The organism is Acinetobacter sp. V110_1 (genome assembly GCF_031798975.1).
Lineage (GTDB): Bacteria > Pseudomonadota > Gammaproteobacteria > Pseudomonadales > Moraxellaceae > Acinetobacter > Acinetobacter nosocomialis_A.
Window position 1 is genome coordinate 16,141 of sequence record NZ_JAVQNN010000022.1, and the last position, 17,979, is coordinate 34,119.

Consider the following 17,979-nt stretch of genomic DNA (forward strand, 5'->3'; position numbering starts at 1 on the left):
AATGAGTCGACAAGTATTTTGCCGTAAATATCAAAAGGAAATGGAAGGATTAGACTTTGCTCCGTTTCCTGGTGCCAAAGGCCAAGAATTTTTTGAAAATGTTTCTAAGCAAGCATGGCAAGAGTGGCTACAACACCAAACTACGCTGATTAATGAAAAGCGTTTAAACGTGTTTGATCCAGAAGCGAAAAAATTCCTTGAAGAACAACGTGAGAAGTTCTTCAATAATGATGAAAGCGTTGAAAAAGCAGAAGGTTGGAAGCCGGAATAATTCGTTTTTTCTAAGCCCCTCATCATTAAAAAGGCAGGTTTATATACATAGACCTGCCTTTTTTTTACGTGAAACTTACACAAACATATAAAGCCTTACATAGAGCGCACAGGACTCTACATGACATGAATTGGTTGCAACCTTATTATCAATTCATAGCAAGTGAGACACGATCCCTGTCGTGTTTTCTCTTAATGCACTTGATTTTCTGTCCTGAACTTCCCCCCAAAGTTCGGGACATTTTTTTATGTATTATTTTTAGTTATAAAAAAGCCTTGTTTGGAACAAGGCTTTTATTTTCTCAATTAAAGCATTATTTTTCGTGGACTTTTGCTTCAATTTCTTCAATTTTGGTATGACGAGCATCAAAGCCTTTCGCCATATAAATAACTTGTTCAGCAATGTTACGCGCATGGTCACCAATACGCTCTAAAGAACGCAAAACCCACATCACGTTAATTACGCGAGCAATATGACGCGGGTCTTCAATCATATAAGTCATTAAAGTACGCGTTGCTGATTGATATTCGCGGTCAATGTCAGCGTCTGCTAAAAGTACACGTAATGCCTGATCTGCATCTAAACGTGCAAAAGCATCTAGGGCATCGTGAATCATGACACGCACTTGGTTACCAATATGACGGGTTTCCATGTAACCACGAGGTGATCCACCCTCTTCACATAGGTTCTGTGCAATACGAGCAATTTTTGCAGCTTCGTCACCAATACGCTCAAGGTCAGTATTGGCTTTGCTCATCGCAATCACCATACGCAAATCGATTGCTGCTGGATGACGACGCGCCAAGATGAGTGTCAGACCCTCATCAATATCACGCTCATATTGATTGACTGCATTATCTTTAAATTGAACATCAATTGCTAAATTCGCATCTGTATCAAGTAAAGAATGAATTGCATTGGCAACCTGTTGTTCGACCAAGCCACCCATGGTCATAAACTTTGTGTTCACATCTTGCAAATCTTCATTAAATTGAGAAGAAATATGATGGCTTAACACCGGATTACTTGGACTCAAGGAAGCCTCCAACATGATGGCGCAGGGATAAAATGATTGAGCATTAAAACACATCAATCATTAAATTTTTATGACAAAATTAAAATTCAGATAAAAGCATTTTTTATTACTGATACGTTAACCAGCTGTTTAATTCGACTAGATCTTTTTCACCTAATTGGCCTACAGCAGCTTTTAAACGCAGTACATTTAATAAATAGTCATATTGAGCATTAAGATAATCCTGTTTTGAAGAAAAAGTATTACGCTGCGCCAATAAAACATCAACCATACTTTTTAAGCCTTCGTTATAACTGGCTTTTGAAGCTTGCGACACAAGTGCCGAAGAATCCATTGCTGCTTTTCTTGCTTCAAGTTTTGCACGGTCGGTATCTACCTGCATAAAAGCACTTTTTACATCAACATTGGCACGGCGAATGGCCGCATCGAGTTGGGATTGCGCTTTATTTAACTCTATAGTGGCTTTTTTAATAGAAGTTCGGGTCTGCCCCCCATTAAATAGATTCCAGTTCATCTCCACACCAATTTGGTCAAACTTCCCGTCAGTTGAAATGAGTGTTTCTGGTGTTTGTTTGGTATAGCCATAGCTGGCAACTGCGTCTATCTGTGGATAAAGTGCAGCTTTTTCCACACGGCGTTGATCTTCAGCATATTGTCGTTGTAAACGCGCTTGCTGAATTTTTAAATTTTGTTGCTGGGCTAAATTCAACCAATCATCAAGCTGGGCTGGATAAGTTTTTTGAAAGGTAAAATCACTTCGTAAGACCGCAAGCTTATCTTGATAGGGGCCAATATATTCCGATAGTTGCTCTTGAGCTAATAGAATCTGTACATTGGTCGCAATACGGTTGGCTCTGGCATTTTGATACTGGGCATTTGCCTCACTTACATCGCTACGTGCCACCAAACCTTCTTTAAGCTTGGCATTCATCATATTGAGTTGTTCAAGTAAAGCCTTTTCCTCTTGTAAATATGCAGCGGTAAGTGCCTGCTGACGCAGTACATTAAAATAGGCTTCTGCCACATTTAAAACATGATCTTGTTTTTGCAGGCGTAAAGTAATTTCACTAAGAGCAACCGAGGTTTTAACCTGTTTATAACCTTCCCATGCATCCATACGAAAAAGAGGCTGACGAGCAGATAAAGTTGCTTGTTTGGTTGTTGATGTATTACTGACCAAAGCATCGGACAGTCCTTCTTGATCAACACCGGGAAAATTTGAACGCTTTACGGTTTGGCTATTACGATTAATCTTTCCAGATAATGTGACTGTAGGTAATAAAGCACCAGTTGCTAACCCTAAATTGAGCTGATCTGCTTCAAATTGTTGTTGATTCGCTTGCCATGTCGGATCATTTTGCTTTGCGCGCTCATAAGTTTCAACTAAATCTAAAGCAAAACTCGGCGATGCAAAACTCCATAAACTCGCCACAAGCATTAATTTTATTTTCATTGTCTAAATCAACGATAAAACTTGGCTTTAAGACTAAGAAAAATTTGATTTAAACTCAAGCCAGTAAAAGTTTTCATTTTTATGTATTTTCAGGCTTTGATAACATCAAAATACAAATGAAAATCAAAAACATGCCTAGCCAGCCCACCCATGATACATGTTCACCCACCAACACAATCGCAAAAATCGCAGCAACTAAAGGCTCAGATAAAGTTAACGTAGTCGCTTTGCTCGCATTTACAGTCTTTAGCCCAAAGCCGAAAAGTAAATAACCGAGGAACATAGGAATTAGCATCATATAGCCAGCCACAAGTAAATTTGTTGAGCTCTCTAATAAACCGCCCCCTGTAAGCAACAAAGTAGGAAGTAAAATAACTGCTCCGCCACCCATAATCATGCCCATTGCAGCTTTAGCAGCAATACCTCGGTCTATTAATCTTTTTGCAGCCCATGAATAAAGCGAATAAGTTGTAGCTGCGACAAGTCCAAGAAGAATACCGAAGTATTTATTCCATTGATTTGTACTATCTAGAACCGCATGACTTTCACCCATCGATAGCATCGTTACGCCAAGTACACCGCAAATAAAACTTAGAAACCAGATGCTGGACAACGCTTTGCTATCAAACAGTCGCTCTAAAATTGCTGCAATCAGTGGAGCAGAACCAATTGAAACCACAGTACCAATCGTAATACCGGCATAATGCATTGAGGAATAAAAAGCTAACGGGTAAATACCCACCGCCGCTACACCCAAAAGTAGTATTAAAAGATTCTCCCTTATAATTTGTCGGTTTTCACGTATCGCTCGGGATGCAACTAAAGCTTGTAAAAGACCTCCACCGCCCATCGCTGCGGCACCAATAGCAAGTGGGCCAAGTGTCGGTGCAAATGCGGCCGCAGTACCTGTTGTTCCCCACAAAATAGAGGCAACTAAAATCGCAATTGTGCCTCCATAGCTACTATTTTTAATGAGGCTAATCATGTGGACATTCTCTATTTAAAATATCTTCTGCCATTTGTTTTGCTAATAGAAGTTGACGACTGTTACCTTCCAACCCTGCTCGTGCCATAGAGCCTTCTAAAAGAAATGAAAGCTGTGTAGCCACATAGTTAACACGCTGTGAGTCTGGTATTAATTTTTTTAAATGCTCGGCAACAATAGCCTCAACTTCTTCTTTATGTTGTCTTACCGAACTTCGTCCTGAACTATTTGCGGGAAACTCTGCGGCAGCATTTAAAAGCCCACATCCTCGAAAGCCTTTTTCATAGGCAAATTCCGCATGGTCTTGATAGGCATCAAATACGGCCAAAATAGCGTCTGTAGCTGTTTTTGTTGTTGCTAAACGGTTTTGATACAGGTCTAACCACTCTTGATGCCGCGCAGCAATATAGGCATCGACCAACTCACCTTTTGAAGAAAAATTATTATAAAGCGACATCTTGGCTACATCTGCTTTAGTCGTAACTGAGTTGATACCAGTTGCAGTAATGCCGTCGTTATAAAACAAAGTTGAAGCGGCATCGAGAATTTTCTGTCTTGCTGTTTTATCATTCATAGCTTTAATTTAAGTAGACCGACCTACCTAATAATAAAGATTTCTAACAATGATGCAATCTTTTTCCGAGTTATAATTTGAGCAATATTTACTTTGATAAAAATACAATCATGAAAAAAGTTTTAATGATGAGTATGTGCAGTGCACTACTTTTAGCCGGTTGCAATAAAACCTCACAGCAAGATCAAGTTGTATCTAAAGAACAAAAACCTACTGAACAAGAAGCTACCCAAAAACAAGAAAGTAGTTGCACACAAATTATGACTGCAATGCAAAAAATTAATCAAAACAGTAAAATAGAAGACTTAAATCAAATTAATGAAAAGCTCAAAACATGTGTTCCATCATTAAAAAATGAGGAACAACTTAAGCTAATGAATGCTTCAACCGCCATGTATCAACGTTTTCTTAAACAAGACGATAATGAAAAAACAGCGAAAGCTTTTGAGGCATTTGGGTATGCCATTTTAGAAAAAGAACCATTAGATGCTAAAAAAACAATGAAAACCAAGAAAAAGTTATTCGATCAGCTTAGTACTCGTGATCAATATTTACTTCAACATGAAGGTCAAGCCTATATTGAACTACTCTATCAAGGCGAAGGCATGTTTACGTATCGACGTCAGCCAAACTATTTAGTTGATGTTTTTGCTAAAGCCCTACCCGCTGACCAAAAAGAGTTCTTAACGCGTATGGCAAAAGACAATAAAGAGATTTTCTATGACGACGGTGCTTTGGCTATCTCATGGAAAGAGCTTACTGAGCGTGCATTATTTTGGGAGAAATTTATTCAAAAATATCCAAAGAGTTATTTTATTAGTGATGCAAAATTATTATTTAATGAGTACCGATACTTTATTTTCTTTGGGCTAGATAATACGCCTGTGTCCGATGAGTTTGCTCCAAACACATGGATTGATAAAGATGCTTTACAACAAATTCAATTTTTATCTACACAAAAACAGTCGAGTTTAGCGAAACCTGCCCAAGAGTTTCTTAAATTTATTGCCACTCCAGTTGAAGAGCGAAATAAGCAATTTAACCTAGATTTAATGGATGAAAATGGACAGGAAAAATCAAACTATCAGCTTGTCCATGAACAGCTTGAGCAGTTATTAAAACTAGAGTCACCATGGAATACTCAAAGCTACCGTGACTGCCACATGGATGCGGTTTGTATAGATACAAATTGACAATGCCAGCCAACCTAAAACATGTTAGTCTTTAAATCGCTTGACGGAGCGCGAGTAATAGCTCGCTGAGATTGTGTAAATTTCGTGTTATCGCAACACAAGTTTGATCACAAGTACCGTTGAACCTGATCAGGTTAAGACCTGCGTAGGAATCAAGCCATCTAAAAACTTACAGCCTTAAATTTATCTACTAAAGATAAATCCGCCATCGTTTTTGGTCGTGCTTGATTCGTTGATGTTATTCATAAGGATCATGTGATGAACCAGTTAACGAATCTTTCTTCTGCTGAAATTTCAGCACAACATGAACAAGATGCAAAAGATTTAACCCGCATCTTGCCCGCTTCAAAAAAAGTTTATATTGAAGGCTCTCGCCCTGATATTCAGGTTCCAATGCGGGAAATTTCTTTAACAGATACCCCTACTGGACTTGGCGGTGAACATAATCCACCTGTTATGGTCTATGACACGTCAGGTGTTTATACAGATCCGAATGTTCAAATTGATTTAGACAAAGGTTTACCTTCAATTCGCCAAAACTGGATTGAAGAACGTAATGATACCGATGTACTTGATGGCTTAACTTCAAAGTTTGGTCAGGAACGTTTAAAAGACATTCGTACCGCTGACATTCGTTTTGCTCACATTCAAAACCCACGCCGCGCTAAAGCAGGTAAAAATGTCACTCAAATGCACTATGCCAAGCAAGGTATTATCACACCTGAAATGGAATATATTGCAATTCGTGAAAATCAACGCCAGCGTGAAGGTGTTGATATGCGCCAACATGCTGGACAGAATTTTGGTGCAAAAAACTTAAAAGAAATTACACCTGAGTTTGTTCGCCAAGAAGTTGCTGAAGGTCGCGCAATTATTCCTGCCAACATTAACCATCCAGAACTTGAACCAATGATTATTGGTCGTAACTTCTTGGTTAAAATTAATGCCAATATTGGTAACTCAGCTCTTGGCTCTTCAATTGATGAAGAAGTTGCAAAAATGACTTGGGCAACTCGTTGGGGTGCTGACACGATTATGGATCTGTCGACAGGTAAGAATATCCATGAAACACGTGAATGGATTATTCGTAACTCACCTGTTCCAATCGGTACCGTGCCAATCTATCAAGCCCTTGAAAAAGTTGATGGTGTTGCAGAAGACCTAACTTGGGAAATCTTCAAAGACACGCTGATTGAACAAGCCGAACAAGGCGTTGACTACTTCACGATTCACGCAGGTGTATTGCTTCGCTATGTGCCACTTACAGCAAACCGCTTAACAGGTATTGTGTCTCGTGGTGGTTCAATCATGGCACAGTGGTGTTTAGCGCATCATGAAGAAAACTTCTTATACACTCACTTCGACGAAATTTGTGAAATCATGAAAGCCTATGACGTGTCATTTAGCTTAGGCGATGGCTTACGTCCGGGTTGTATTCAAGATGCAAATGACGAAGCGCAGTTCAGCGAACTTAAAACACTGGGTGAGCTGACTCACCGCGCATGGGAACATGATGTTCAGGTCATGATCGAAGGTCCGGGCCACGTACCAATGCACATGATTAAAGAGAACATGGACTTGCAGTTAGAAGTATGTAAAGAAGCGCCATTCTATACGCTTGGGCCTTTAACTACAGACATCGCTCCAGGTTACGACCACATTACATCTGCAATTGGCGCAGCTATGATTGGTTGGTATGGCACAGCAATGCTTTGCTATGTGACACCTAAAGAACATTTAGGTTTACCAAACAAGAAAGATGTGAAAGACGGAATTATTACCTACAAGATCGCAGCACATGCAGCCGATCTTGCTAAAGGCCATCCGGGTGCACAGGTGCGTGATAACGCCTTGTCTAAAGCCCGTTTTGAATTCCGTTGGGACGACCAATTCAACCTAAGTTTAGACCCAGATACAGCGCGCAGCATGCATGACGAGACTTTACCAAAAGAAGCGCATAAATCTGCACACTTTTGCTCAATGTGTGGTCCGAAATTCTGTTCAATGAAAATCACTCAGAATGTCCGCGACTATGCCAACAATCTCACCAATAGCGATTCAGAGGTTGAAGAAGGCCTCAAAGCGATGAAAGAGGTTTATCAAGAGCAAGGACAAAAACTGTATCATAAAGTGTAAATATTCAAAAAAAACACTTGCCTAGCCATGATTCTCGGTTAGGATGAAATAAATAGATTTCGTCCTGATCGAATCATGAGTATTGTCGAGCGTCCAAGTTATACATCTAAAGATGTCGAAGTAACATCACGTGAATCTCTGTTCCGTGGTTTTATTCAAGTTGAAAAAGTCAGCCTTCGACATCGTCTATTTAATCAATCTGAATATACTCCTGTATTGCAGCGCGAACTTGTACATCGGCCTGAAGCGGCTGGAGTACTACTCTACAATGATCAAAAACAAAAATTTGCCCTGATTGAACAGTTTCGTGTTGGTGCTTTAGACGACTCTCAATCGCCGTGGCAACTCGAAATTATCGCGGGTGTGTTAGATGGCAATGAGTCACCAGAAAGTTGCATTCGACGCGAAAGCCTTGAAGAATCAGGTTGTGAAGTTCAGGACTTAGAACATCTATTTAGTTTTTATCCATCAGCAGGCGCATGTTCAGAGCTATTTCATCTGTATGTTGCCGAAACCAATTTACCCGCTGAAGGCGGTGTTTTTGGCGTAGATGATGAGGGTGAAAATATTCAGCTGCATTTGTTTAGTTATAGTGAAATTCAAACACTACTCGACAGCGGACGTTTAAGAAATGCCCCTGTTATTATGGCATTACAATGGCTGGCTCAACACAGCAAAACGATAATAAATCCGAAGAGGTAGGACGGTGACTTTTCAAGTCTCAACACTTTCACAAAAAAATCATGTCATCATACAAATTACCGATACACATTTATTGGAGTATCCACAGCTAGAATTTGTGGGGATGAATCCTGAAGAAAGTTTCCATGCCATTATTCAACAGATATTAAAACAACATCCCGAAGCTGATGCGATTATTCATACTGGAGACCTCGCACAAGCACCAACACCTGTTACCTACAAGCGTTACATCAACTTTATGCAAACCTTGGGCCTGCCATTTTTCCAGACTCTCGGCAATCATGACAATGTTGACCACTTTCCATTGCATAACGAAAACCATCAACAACCTGTGGTTGTCGGTTTAGGCAACTGGCGTGTGATTATGCTCAATAGCGCGGTAAAGGGAAAAGTGGATGGTCATTTGTCTTCGGAGCAATTAGAAAATTTAGCAAATCTACTTGAGGAATTTGCAGATCATCCAGTTTTACTGGCTTGTCATCACCATCCATTTGCCATGAAATCAAAATGGATTGATCACCATAAGCTTCAAAACTCGAATGTTCTTCTTGATACGTTAAGCCCATTTAAAAATGTAAAAGCTTTAGTTTGCGGACACGTCCATCAAGACTCTCTTAATATTTGGCAAGGCATCGAATTTTTCTCAACACCTTCCACAAGTGTACAGTTTAAGCCGTTTAGTAATGATTTTGCACTCGATCAAAATGCACCGGGTTATCGTTACATTCGTCTGAATAACGATGGTAGTTTTGAAACAAAAGTGTTTCGACTTGAAAATTTTAAAACCCGTATAAATACTGATATTTCAGGCTATTAGCCCTATTTTTTATATGCTTATATAGAATTATGACTAGTGCAAACACGTTTTGAAAATATTTACGGGTCGGAATGACTATCATCTTGCAGGAAAAATCTATATGATGACGACCCGATGGAAAAATCCATCGATGGTTTTCTATAAAAACACTTGCATATCACCATATTTTTTGCGTATAGATAATACGTGTATGATGAGGAATGCCCTATTATGGCGAATGACAACCACAACCAAGTTTTGGATGAACATACAGAAGTTGTAGTAGAAGGTGATAAAGCTTCTGCAAAACGTGCACGTAAAGTGAAACCTAAAACTTCTGACGTAGGCACAACTGCAAGTTTATTTGGTATTGCACCTTATCAACCTAAGAAAAATGAAGAGTACATGTCTGAAGGACAGCTCGAGCATTTCCGACAAATTCTGCAAGCATGGAAAGCTGAATTAATGTCTGAAGTTGATCGTACTTTAAATACGATGCAAGACGAATCAACTGCATTGCCAGACGTAAATGACCGTGCTACCCAAGAAGAAGAATTTGCAATTGAATTACGTACACGTGACCGTGAGCGTAAATTAATTCGTAAAATCGAACAATCTATGGAAGCGATTAAAAACGAAGACTACGGTTTCTGTGAAACTTGTGGTATCGAAATCGGTTTACGTCGTTTAGAAGCACGTCCAACTGCAACGTTATGTATCGACTGCAAAACTTTGGCAGAAATTAAAGAGAAGCAAAATAACGGTTAATATGACCGCTGTAGCTACTCAAGAAAAGCCCAGCTTTTCGTATTCAGGCCGGTTTGCGCCCTCGCCAACCGGCCCTTTACATTTCGGATCACTCATTACGGCTGTTGCCAGCTATTGCGATGCCAGAGCTCATCAAGGGCGATGGGTAGTTCGTGTTGAAGACACCGACATTCCCCGCATCTACCCCGGTAGTGAAGACCATATACTCGCATCACTCGAAGCTTTTCAGTTCGATCCAGATGCCGAGATTATCTTTCAGAAAGACCGCCTAGACATTTATGAAAGTGTATTAGACCAACTTAAAAAAGAGGGTCTGGTTTACGCTTGTCAGTGCACCCGTAAAATGCTCGGTTCAAATGCAATCTATGCAGGTACCTGCCGTGATCTAAATCTTGATTTTCACGGTCAAGCGATTCGGGTAAAAGTTCAAGATCAGCAAATTTGTTTCGATGACCGCCTACAAGGACGTCATTGCTCCAATCTGCAATACGACCTTGGGGACTTTGTTCTTAAACGCCGCGACGGCATTATTAACTACCAACTTGCTGTAGTTGTAGATGATTATCTACAAGGTATTACTCACGTTGTTCGTGGTGCAGACCTCTTAGATAACACCGAACGTCAAATCTGGCTGGGTCAGCTCCTCGGTTATCCTAAACTCAGCTATATGCACCTCCCACTCGCCATGAATGATCAAGGGCAAAAGCTTTCTAAACAAAATCTTGCTCAAGCACTCGATTTAACTAAAGCTCCTCAATTACTACAACAAGCCATACAAGCACTAGGCCAACCAAACGTTGATTTAGACCGCCCCGAAGTGATGCTCAAGCAAGCTGTAGCGCAGTGGAATGTAGATTTAATTCCTCACGGACAAGAGCTTGGCGGAATATATCTATAAATAAAAAGCCCGATTTGATATCGGGCTTTTTATAACAACTGAAATACTTTAGAAGTTTGATTCTTCTCTTTCAGGGTTCACTTCTTGAGTTGATGCATCAATCTTTAAGATCAAGCTAATCATGGCTGCACACATCATTAAAGATGTACCACCATAACTAATAAATGGCAGAGTTAAACCTTTGGTTGGCATTAAGCCCATGTTCATACCCGCATTTACCAAAATCTGGAGTAAGAAAATAATACTAATACCGTAAGCCAAATAGCCTGCGCGAAGATAATGATGTTTCAAAGCACGGTGACCAATTTTGATACAACAAGCCAACATCAAGAAAGACAAACCAATGACAATCGAAATACCAAAGAAGCCAAACTCTTCACCTAACACGGCCAACATAAAGTCAGTATGCGCTTCAGGTAAATAAGATAGCTTTTGAACACTATGCCCCAAACCTGTTCCAAACCATTCACCACGACCAAATGCCATGAGTGCATTTGATAACTGATAACCCACACCTAATGGGTCTGCCCAAGGGTCAGTAAATGAAATCAAACGCTGGAAACGGTAAGGCTCAAACAAGATCAAAAACACAATACCAGTGACAATCGCACCAAGCATAATCAAGAACTGTGTTGGCGGCGCACCTGCTAAAAAGAACACCCCAACCATCATCATGACGATAACGATCGTAGCACCCAAGTCAGGCTCGGCAATAATCAAACCGACCGTAATTGCCATCACACCACTTAAACGCAGTAAACCTTTCCAGTGCGTACGAACCTCTTTAGCACGGCGTACCACGTAGTCTGCTGTAAAGATTGCCATCATGACCTTGGCAACTTCTGTAGGCTGTAAGGTAAAACCACCGATTTTAATCCAACGAGTAGAACCATTGACTTCCGAACCTACCGCCAAAGCAGCAAGTAACAGAACCATGGTTAATAACCACAGCGGAAAAGTATTTTTAAACCATGTATTGAGTGAGATTCGGTAGGTCAAATACGCCACTACCCCAGCAACCGCAATAGAAATTGCATGGCGGATGACATAGTGAAACGGGTTCTCATGCATATATTCTGCATAAGGCATCGAAGCAGATGCTACCATCACCGAACCGATACATAACAATGCAACGACACAGAAAATCAAGACATTACGTGGCGTCACTTCCGCTGGCCATTTCGGCAATATCCGTTCATACCAATGATTGATTTTCTGGATTGTGGTCTGAGCTAAGCCTGCCATACTACATTCCTAATCATATTTTCTTTAAACCAACGAATTGACGCAGGCAACAAACTGCTGACCACGGTCATTATAACTTTTAAACATATCAAAACTTGCACACGCTGGTGATAGCAACACCACATCTTCAGCTTGTGTTTCACGTTGACACAGCTCTACAGCTTCTTTAAGCGTTGCTGCATGTAAAATTTTAGTTGCACCTTGAATGGCTTGTTCGATGACCGGAGCATCTTCACCAATCAATACCACAACTTTGGCATATTTTTCGATAGAAGAACGTAAAGGAGCAAAGTCTTGGCCCTTACCCTGCCCACCTAAAATGAGTGCAACCTTACCTTTCTTCACTTCAATCGCAGCACCTAAACCATCAATTGCTGCAAGGGTCGCACCCACATTGGTTCCTTTAGAGTCATTGTAATAACGTACATCATGTACGGTCTTTACATACTCACAGCGATGCTCTAAACCTTTAAAGTGTTTTAAAGTTTCAAGCATAGAGTCCATAGGTAAACCAATTGCTTCACCTAATGCTAAACACGCTAAAGCATTGGCTACGTTATGCATACCTTGAATATATAAGTCTGAGCTTTTAATTAAACGCTGCAAGCCACGAGCAAGCCAAAGTGTACCGTCAGCATCTCTTAAAACGCCGTACTGATTTAAGTCAGGTGCATTTAGACCAAAGCTTTGCATTGGAGTTGTATCAGGTACTAGAGGACGGCTCAAAGCATCATCACGGTTAAATACAACTTTCTTCGCACCTTGGAAAATACGGTGTTTTGCTTGGTGATAACCTAACATGTTGCCGTGACGATCCAAGTGATCTTCACTCATGTTCAATACCACAGCCACCTCAGCATTTAAGTGAGAGGTGGTTTCTAACTGGAAACTTGATAACTCAAGTACCAATAACTCTGGTTGATCTTTTAATAAATCTAGAGCTGGGCGACCAAGATTGCCACCAACGGCAACTTTCTTACCTGCATATTTAGCCATTAAGCCTATTAGAGTAGTAACAGTACTCTTCGCATTAGAGCCTGTAATAGCAACAATCGGCACATCAGTTGCACGGCGAAGTAGCTGAATATCCCCTACTACAGAAATACCTTGAGCAATAGCAGCCTGAATTTCTGGTAATTGTGGTGCAAGGCCCGGGCTTAAAATAATTTCTTCTGCTTGTAGTAATAATTCTTGGTCGAGTTGACCAAAACTGGTCTTCACTTCTGCAGGAATTTGATCATGACCGGGAGGTGTGGGGCGAGAATCCGTTACTGCAACTTGGTAGCCTTGTTCATGCAGGAAATTTACAGCAGAAACACCTGATATACCCAAGCCTGCTACAACTTTTAACCCACCACGTTGTATTAACATTTTTGCCCCACAATTTATCAATCGACAGAATGGCAAAAATGTTAGCACTTTGCTGTTTTGAATACTTTTTCAGTTTGACTTTTATTCTACTTTTTTTGTGTCAGTGCGTAAAAAAGCCATCATTCGATGGCTTTTTATACAGAAAAATTAACGCCACTTCACCGTTTGTACCGGAGCGGACTTTTGTGCAGGAGTATCATCAGTCGAACAGCCACAATTGCCGCCACAACCAGCAGCCTGTTTAGGCTTCAGCCACGTCGCCAAACGCTGCCAGCCCAACCTTTGACACTGAGTTGATAGGGCAAGAAATACTGAAGCGGATGTTTGAGGAAATACCTTTTTAAAGACAACAATGGCACTCCACAACACCAATACAGCAACAATAAGGTAATCAAACATAAGCGCCTCCTATTAACCCCAAATGCGTGATGCAATTTGATAGGTTAAAAATGACATGAGATAAGCCAAACCAAATAGATAAGCTGTCATGACTGCCACATGTTTCCATGAACCTGTTTCACGGCGTACCGTAGCCAAGGTTGCTAAACAATGTGGTGCATAAACAAACCAGACCAATAAAGACAAGCCTGTAGCCAGTGACCAACCTGTGCCGTTTGCACTAATCAAATGGGCTAGCCCCTGTGCAACAGCATTATCATCAGCACCAGACAACGCATATACCGTACCTAATGCTGCGACCACAACTTCACGAGCAGCCATCGCAGGAATTAAAGCCACCACGATTTGCCAGTTAAAGCCAAGCGGTGCAAATAAAGGCTGAATAAAGTGTCCCGCCATACCCGCAAAGCTATAATCAATTGCCGGTAGCGTTGCACCTTCTGGTGCTTGAGGGAAAGTACACAAGAACCAAAGAATAATGGTTAATGCAACAATAATCCCACCAACACGACGTAAGAAAATCTTTGCGCGTTCCATCAACCCAATAGCAATACTTTTTGGGTCAGGAAAACGATAACTTGGTAACTCCATTAACAAGGCATGTTGTGATTTGTCTTTACGCAAGAACTTCATCACAAAGGCAACACAAAGCGCACTTAAGATACCCGCCATGTATAAACCAAACAGCACCAAACCTTGTAAGTTGAAAATCCCTAGAACAGTTTGACTTGGAATAAATGCACCGATTAACAAGGCATAGACAGGCAAACGTGCCGAACATGTCATGAGAGGTGCAACCATGATCGTGGTAAAACGGTCACGTGAATCACTAATACTTCGGGTTGCCATAATGCCGGGAATCGCACAGGCAAAACTCGACAATAATGGAATAAAAGAACGGCCACTCAAGCCAGCTTTAAACATTAATTTATCGAGCAAGAACGCTGCACGCGGTAAATAACCTGATTCTTCGAGTACCAAAATAAAGAAGAAGAGAATCAAAATTTGTGGCAAGAATGCCAATACTGTGCCCGCTCCCGCGAGAACACCATCTACCACTAAACTGCGTAGCACAGGCTGATGAATAGCTCCATTTAACCATTCACCTAACCATGGGATTACGCCATCTTCAATTGCAGCTTTAAAAGGTTCAGCCCAAGCAAATACCGCCTGAAAGACAATAAACATCATCACTGCCAAGCTGAGTAAACCCAACACAGGATGTAAGAAAATTCGATCTAGAAAATCAGTACGCTTATCATCATGATCAACAAAATTGACCACATCTTTAAAAATCATTTCGATTTTCTGATGATGCCCACCACTTAAACCACTCAGTTCAGTATGCGGTACGGTATATTTCTCTTGGTCAAGCGCATGCAATAAGTTTTCAATGCCTGAGTTACGTACGGCAACTGTTTCAACAACAGGAACACCTAAACGCTCAGAGAGTTTCTGTGTATTGATCTGGATACCACGACGACGCGCTTCATCCATCATGTTCAACACAACCAGAATTGGACGACCTAATTCAATAATTTCAAGCACCAAACCCAAGTGCAGTTTTAAGTTGGTCGCATCGACAATACATAAAAAAGCATCTTGCTGTCCCTCTTCGGCAATTTTGCCTTGGCAGACATCACGGGTAATTTCTTCATCTGGACTGGTTGCCTGCAAACTATAGGTACCTGGTAAATCCAGTACACGAACTGCACGACCTGAAGGTAACTGAAAGTTACCGACTTTACGCTCTACAGTTACGCCCGCATAGTTAGCAACTTTTTGTCTTGTTCCAGTTAGATGGTTAAACAGAGAAGTTTTACCGCAGTTCGGGTTTCCCACAAGGGCAATACGTAGCGCATCACTCATGCGGGTACTCCTTCTAACTGAATCTCGATTTTTTCCGCTTCCGCCTTACGTAAAGCGAAACGAGTAAAGCCAATTTGGATTAAGATCGGATCACCACCAAAAATGCCCTTGGTAATCACTTCCACTCGAGTACCTGGTACAAAGCCCAAGCTTTCCAAACGAATTGCGACCAAATCTTGCTGCTCGGACGTTTGTGTCATCCGATCTACTTTGGTGATGGTAGCCGCTTGCTTCACTTTCAACGCTGATAAACGCACCGCATCCGATCCTAAACCTTTTCTTCTAGTATACATATAAATGAGAATAATTACCAAATAAGGTTAGATTTCAATTCTCACCTACTTTAATCGACAAATCTTAAAGTTTCTTTTAAAGTACAGTGGTTTAGAGGATATTGTTTATGATAAATAAAAAACCGCGTATTCCAAGCCCTGTTCAAATTCCTGAACATTTGAGCTTTTTACAAGGTTTTCGTGACTATTTAGTTGCACAAACAGTGAGTCCGCATACGCGAAATGCCTATTTATCTGACCTTATTCAATGCAGTGAACTTCATAGAAAAAATAGTTTGCCGAAATGGTCGAGTGATGACATTTCTGATGTGCTGATTGAACTCACCAAAATAGGAAAAAGTCCACGCTCAATTGCACGTTGTTTATCTGCCTTACGTCAGTTTTATAAGTTTCTACGTGAACAAAAATTACGAAGCGATAATCCTGTAGCGATTCATCACTCACCAAAAATTGGACGGGCCTTACCCAAAGATCTATCAGAAGAAGATGTTGAAGCACTGATTCAAGCACCCGATATCAATACGGCACTTGGCTTACGTGATCGAGCAATGTTTGAAGTACTTTACGCCTGCGGTTTACGTGTTTCAGAATTACTTAACTTGCGGTTAGAGCTCATTAATTTAAAGCAAGGCTATTTACGTGTTACAGGTAAAGGCAATAAAGAACGTTTAGTTCCGTTAGGACAATTCGCCTGTGAATGGGTAGAACGCTATTTGCATAATGCTCGGCCTCAACTCTATAAAAGCTCTACTGATTATCTCTTTTTAACCCAACATGGCGGAATTATGAGTCGTCAGAACTTTTGGTATGCGATTAAACGTTACGCCTTACAAGCCAATATTCAGGCAGAGCTATCACCCCATACTCTACGGCACGCCTTTGCAACACACCTACTTAATCATGGTGCCGATTTACGCGTAGTACAAATGTTACTGGGTCATAGTGATTTATCTACTACCCAAATCTATACCCATGTAGCACAAGTCAGAATGCAACAATTACATGAAAAACATCACCCTAGAGGTTAAAATTTTTTAAACGAATTATTTTAAATTCAGCGAACAATCGTTTGATTTCGTTCACAAAGGTTAAGAAAGTTTTAACAATACATACTAGATTTTTTGTTATGCTTAGCAGCTTCTGACTATAAATACTGATGAAATAAGGGTTATCTATGTCCTTTACCCGATCTCAAATTTTTCTTGCCTGTGCTTTGGCTTCTAGCTTGTTGTTCAGTGCTTGTTCTAAAGAAAACAAACCACAAAAAGAAGATGCGCTCACAGCGACCGCACCTGCTACTGGGGAAGCTTCAACTATTATTGAACGTAATGCTAAACAGCGTTTAATTGAAACTTTGCAAAAACAATTTAAGAATGCAAATATCAACGCCAAAATTTTAGACATTAAGCCTACTGAAGTTCCTAATTTATATTGGGTAAATCTCGAAGGCATGACGTCGATTTATACAACTAGTGATGGTAAATACCTTATTCAAGGTGATGTCATCCGTTTAGGCGGTAAAGAGCTACATAATATTGGCGATAACCTGCAAGCTTCAGAAAATAAAAAGCACCTTGCTGCTTTAAAAAATGAAGATTTGATTGTTTACCCAGCCAAGGGTGGTAAGGCTAAACATGTGATTTATGTGTTTACCGATGCAAGCTGTCCTTATTGCCATAAACTACATGAGCACATACCTGAAATTAATGAAAAGGGTATTGAGGTTCGTTACATTGCTTGGCCACGTGGCGAACAATTCATGCCAACCATGGAAGCCGTTTGGTGTAGTGCAGACCGTAAAGCTGCATTTAACCAAGCTGTACAAGGCGTTAGTATTCCACCTGCGCAATGTAAAAACCCTGTTCGCGAACAATATCAACTTGGTTTAAACATGGGTGTGAATGGTACTCCTGCGATCTACAATGTTGATGGCGAGTACTTGGGTGGCTACTTAACACCAGATGAATTGGTTAAAAAACTGGATAAATAA

18 protein-coding genes and 1 riboswitch are annotated in these 17,979 nt (G+C 40.6%); of the genes, 9 read left to right on the top strand and 9 right to left on the bottom strand.

Annotated features, from left to right (window positions below):
- Position 1: 1 nt before the first annotated feature.
- Positions 2-271 carry an oxidative damage protection protein gene (locus RMA95_RS08985; protein ID WP_002053140.1) on the top strand — a complete coding sequence of 90 codons (270 nt, stop codon included), beginning with the start codon at positions 2-4 and terminating at the stop codon, positions 269-271.
- 313 nt (positions 272-584) lie between these two features.
- Here the strand turns inward: RMA95_RS08985 and phoU are convergent, their stop codons facing one another.
- From phoU to RMA95_RS09005, 4 genes are all read right to left on the bottom strand, one after another.
- The gene (phoU, locus tag RMA95_RS08990) at positions 585-1,307 is read right to left on the bottom strand and encodes a phosphate signaling complex protein PhoU (protein ID WP_000075183.1); all 723 of its coding nucleotides are present in this window, start codon (positions 1,305-1,307) and stop codon (positions 585-587) included.
- A 106-nt stretch (positions 1,308-1,413) separates the two neighbouring features.
- Positions 1,414-2,745: a TolC family outer membrane protein gene (locus RMA95_RS08995; protein WP_311070246.1), complete on the bottom strand. Its 1,332-nt coding sequence runs from the start codon at positions 2,743-2,745 to the stop codon at positions 1,414-1,416.
- A 94-nt stretch (positions 2,746-2,839) separates the two neighbouring features.
- Positions 2,840-3,745: an EamA family transporter gene (locus RMA95_RS09000; protein ID WP_311070204.1), complete on the bottom strand. Its 906-nt coding sequence runs from the start codon at positions 3,743-3,745 to the stop codon at positions 2,840-2,842.
- Positions 3,738-4,319, bottom strand: coding sequence for a TetR/AcrR family transcriptional regulator (locus RMA95_RS09005; protein WP_134263461.1), 582 nt, complete (start codon positions 4,317-4,319; stop codon positions 3,738-3,740). The genes RMA95_RS09000 and RMA95_RS09005 overlap by 8 nt, the downstream gene beginning before the upstream one ends.
- A 110-nt stretch (positions 4,320-4,429) precedes the next feature.
- Here RMA95_RS09005 and RMA95_RS09010 point away from each other — a divergent pair, with 110 nt between their 5' ends.
- From RMA95_RS09010 to gluQRS, 6 genes are all read left to right on the top strand, one after another.
- Positions 4,430-5,512, top strand: a complete 1,083-nt coding sequence (locus RMA95_RS09010; protein ID WP_311070205.1) for a hypothetical protein — start codon at positions 4,430-4,432, stop codon at positions 5,510-5,512.
- 34 nt (positions 5,513-5,546) lie between these two features.
- Positions 5,547-5,681, top strand: a riboswitch (TPP riboswitch).
- Positions 5,682-5,770: 89 nt separating this feature from the next.
- Complete coding sequence (gene thiC / locus RMA95_RS09015) at positions 5,771-7,648, top strand: phosphomethylpyrimidine synthase ThiC (protein ID WP_311070206.1); 1,878 nt, start codon at positions 5,771-5,773, stop codon at positions 7,646-7,648.
- Positions 7,649-7,723: 75 nt separating this feature from the next.
- The gene (locus tag RMA95_RS09020; RefSeq protein ID WP_311070207.1) at positions 7,724-8,350 is read left to right on the top strand and encodes an NUDIX domain-containing protein; all 627 of its coding nucleotides are present in this window, start codon (positions 7,724-7,726) and stop codon (positions 8,348-8,350) included.
- 4 nt (positions 8,351-8,354) lie between these two features.
- Positions 8,355-9,167: a 3',5'-cyclic-AMP phosphodiesterase gene (gene cpdA, locus RMA95_RS09025; protein WP_263612750.1), complete on the top strand. Its 813-nt coding sequence runs from the start codon at positions 8,355-8,357 to the stop codon at positions 9,165-9,167.
- A 210-nt stretch (positions 9,168-9,377) separates the two neighbouring features.
- On the top strand, positions 9,378-9,914 hold the full coding sequence (gene dksA, locus RMA95_RS09030) for an RNA polymerase-binding protein DksA (protein WP_263612749.1): 537 nt from the start codon (positions 9,378-9,380) through the stop codon (positions 9,912-9,914).
- A gap of 1 nt (position 9,915) precedes the next feature.
- Positions 9,916-10,812, top strand: coding sequence for a tRNA glutamyl-Q(34) synthetase GluQRS (gluQRS, locus tag RMA95_RS09035; protein ID WP_311070208.1), 897 nt, complete (start codon positions 9,916-9,918; stop codon positions 10,810-10,812).
- Positions 10,813-10,860: 48 nt separating this feature from the next.
- On the opposite strand, the gene ftsW is transcribed toward gluQRS, so the two are convergent.
- The 5 genes from ftsW to RMA95_RS09060 all read right to left on the bottom strand — a co-directional run bounded on the left by ftsW (position 10,861) and on the right by RMA95_RS09060 (position 15,953).
- Positions 10,861-12,057 carry a putative lipid II flippase FtsW gene (ftsW, locus tag RMA95_RS09040; protein WP_004710933.1) on the bottom strand — a complete coding sequence of 399 codons (1,197 nt, stop codon included), beginning with the start codon at positions 12,055-12,057 and terminating at the stop codon, positions 10,861-10,863.
- Positions 12,058-12,081: 24 nt separating this feature from the next.
- A complete protein-coding gene (gene murD, locus RMA95_RS09045) occupies positions 12,082-13,428 on the bottom strand; it encodes a UDP-N-acetylmuramoyl-L-alanine--D-glutamate ligase (RefSeq protein ID WP_311070209.1) in 1,347 nt (448 codons plus the stop codon).
- 147 nt (positions 13,429-13,575) lie between these two features.
- Positions 13,576-13,827, bottom strand: a complete 252-nt coding sequence (locus RMA95_RS09050) for a DUF6587 family protein (RefSeq protein ID WP_311070211.1) — start codon at positions 13,825-13,827, stop codon at positions 13,576-13,578.
- 12 nt (positions 13,828-13,839) lie between these two features.
- Entirely contained in the window at positions 13,840-15,696 is a 1,857-nt protein-coding gene (locus RMA95_RS09055) for a ferrous iron transporter B (protein WP_311070212.1), read from the bottom strand.
- On the bottom strand, positions 15,693-15,953 hold the full coding sequence (locus RMA95_RS09060) for a FeoA family protein (protein ID WP_002053176.1): 261 nt from the start codon (positions 15,951-15,953) through the stop codon (positions 15,693-15,695). Before RMA95_RS09060 ends, RMA95_RS09055 begins: the two co-directional genes overlap by 4 nt.
- Before the next feature lie 143 nt (positions 15,954-16,096).
- Here RMA95_RS09060 and xerD point away from each other — a divergent pair, with 143 nt between their 5' ends.
- Both xerD and RMA95_RS09070 read left to right on the top strand, forming a co-directional pair.
- Positions 16,097-17,017, top strand: coding sequence for a site-specific tyrosine recombinase XerD (gene xerD, locus RMA95_RS09065; RefSeq protein ID WP_311070213.1), 921 nt, complete (start codon positions 16,097-16,099; stop codon positions 17,015-17,017).
- A 146-nt stretch (positions 17,018-17,163) separates the two neighbouring features.
- Entirely contained in the window at positions 17,164-17,979 is an 816-nt protein-coding gene (locus tag RMA95_RS09070) for a DsbC family protein (RefSeq protein ID WP_311070214.1), read from the top strand.

Coding starts and splice junctions, on each gene's coding strand:
- RMA95_RS09010 (WP_311070205.1), top strand. CDS start 4,430: ATGAAAAAAGTTTTAATGATGAGTATGTGCAGTGCACTACTTTTAGCC.
- dksA (WP_263612749.1), top strand. CDS start 9,378: ATGGCGAATGACAACCACAACCAAGTTTTGGATGAACATACAGAAGTT.
- RMA95_RS09070 (WP_311070214.1), top strand. CDS start 17,164: ATGTCCTTTACCCGATCTCAAATTTTTCTTGCCTGTGCTTTGGCTTCT.
- RMA95_RS09050 (WP_311070211.1), bottom strand. CDS start 13,827: ATGTTTGATTACCTTATTGTTGCTGTATTGGTGTTGTGGAGTGCCATT.
- xerD (WP_311070213.1), top strand. CDS start 16,097: ATGATAAATAAAAAACCGCGTATTCCAAGCCCTGTTCAAATTCCTGAA.
- thiC (WP_311070206.1), top strand. CDS start 5,771: ATGAACCAGTTAACGAATCTTTCTTCTGCTGAAATTTCAGCACAACAT.
- RMA95_RS09020 (WP_311070207.1), top strand. CDS start 7,724: ATGAGTATTGTCGAGCGTCCAAGTTATACATCTAAAGATGTCGAAGTA.
- RMA95_RS09005 (WP_134263461.1), bottom strand. CDS start 4,319: ATGAATGATAAAACAGCAAGACAGAAAATTCTCGATGCCGCTTCAACT.
- RMA95_RS09055 (WP_311070212.1), bottom strand. CDS start 15,696: ATGAGTGATGCGCTACGTATTGCCCTTGTGGGAAACCCGAACTGCGGT.
- murD (WP_311070209.1), bottom strand. CDS start 13,428: ATGTTAATACAACGTGGTGGGTTAAAAGTTGTAGCAGGCTTGGGTATA.
- gluQRS (WP_311070208.1), top strand. CDS start 9,916: ATGACCGCTGTAGCTACTCAAGAAAAGCCCAGCTTTTCGTATTCAGGC.
- RMA95_RS08995 (WP_311070246.1), bottom strand. CDS start 2,745: ATGCTTGTGGCGAGTTTATGGAGTTTTGCATCGCCGAGTTTTGCTTTA.
- ftsW (WP_004710933.1), bottom strand. CDS start 12,057: ATGGCAGGCTTAGCTCAGACCACAATCCAGAAAATCAATCATTGGTAT.
- RMA95_RS08985 (WP_002053140.1), top strand. CDS start 2: ATGAGTCGACAAGTATTTTGCCGTAAATATCAAAAGGAAATGGAAGGA.
- RMA95_RS09000 (WP_311070204.1), bottom strand. CDS start 3,745: ATGATTAGCCTCATTAAAAATAGTAGCTATGGAGGCACAATTGCGATT.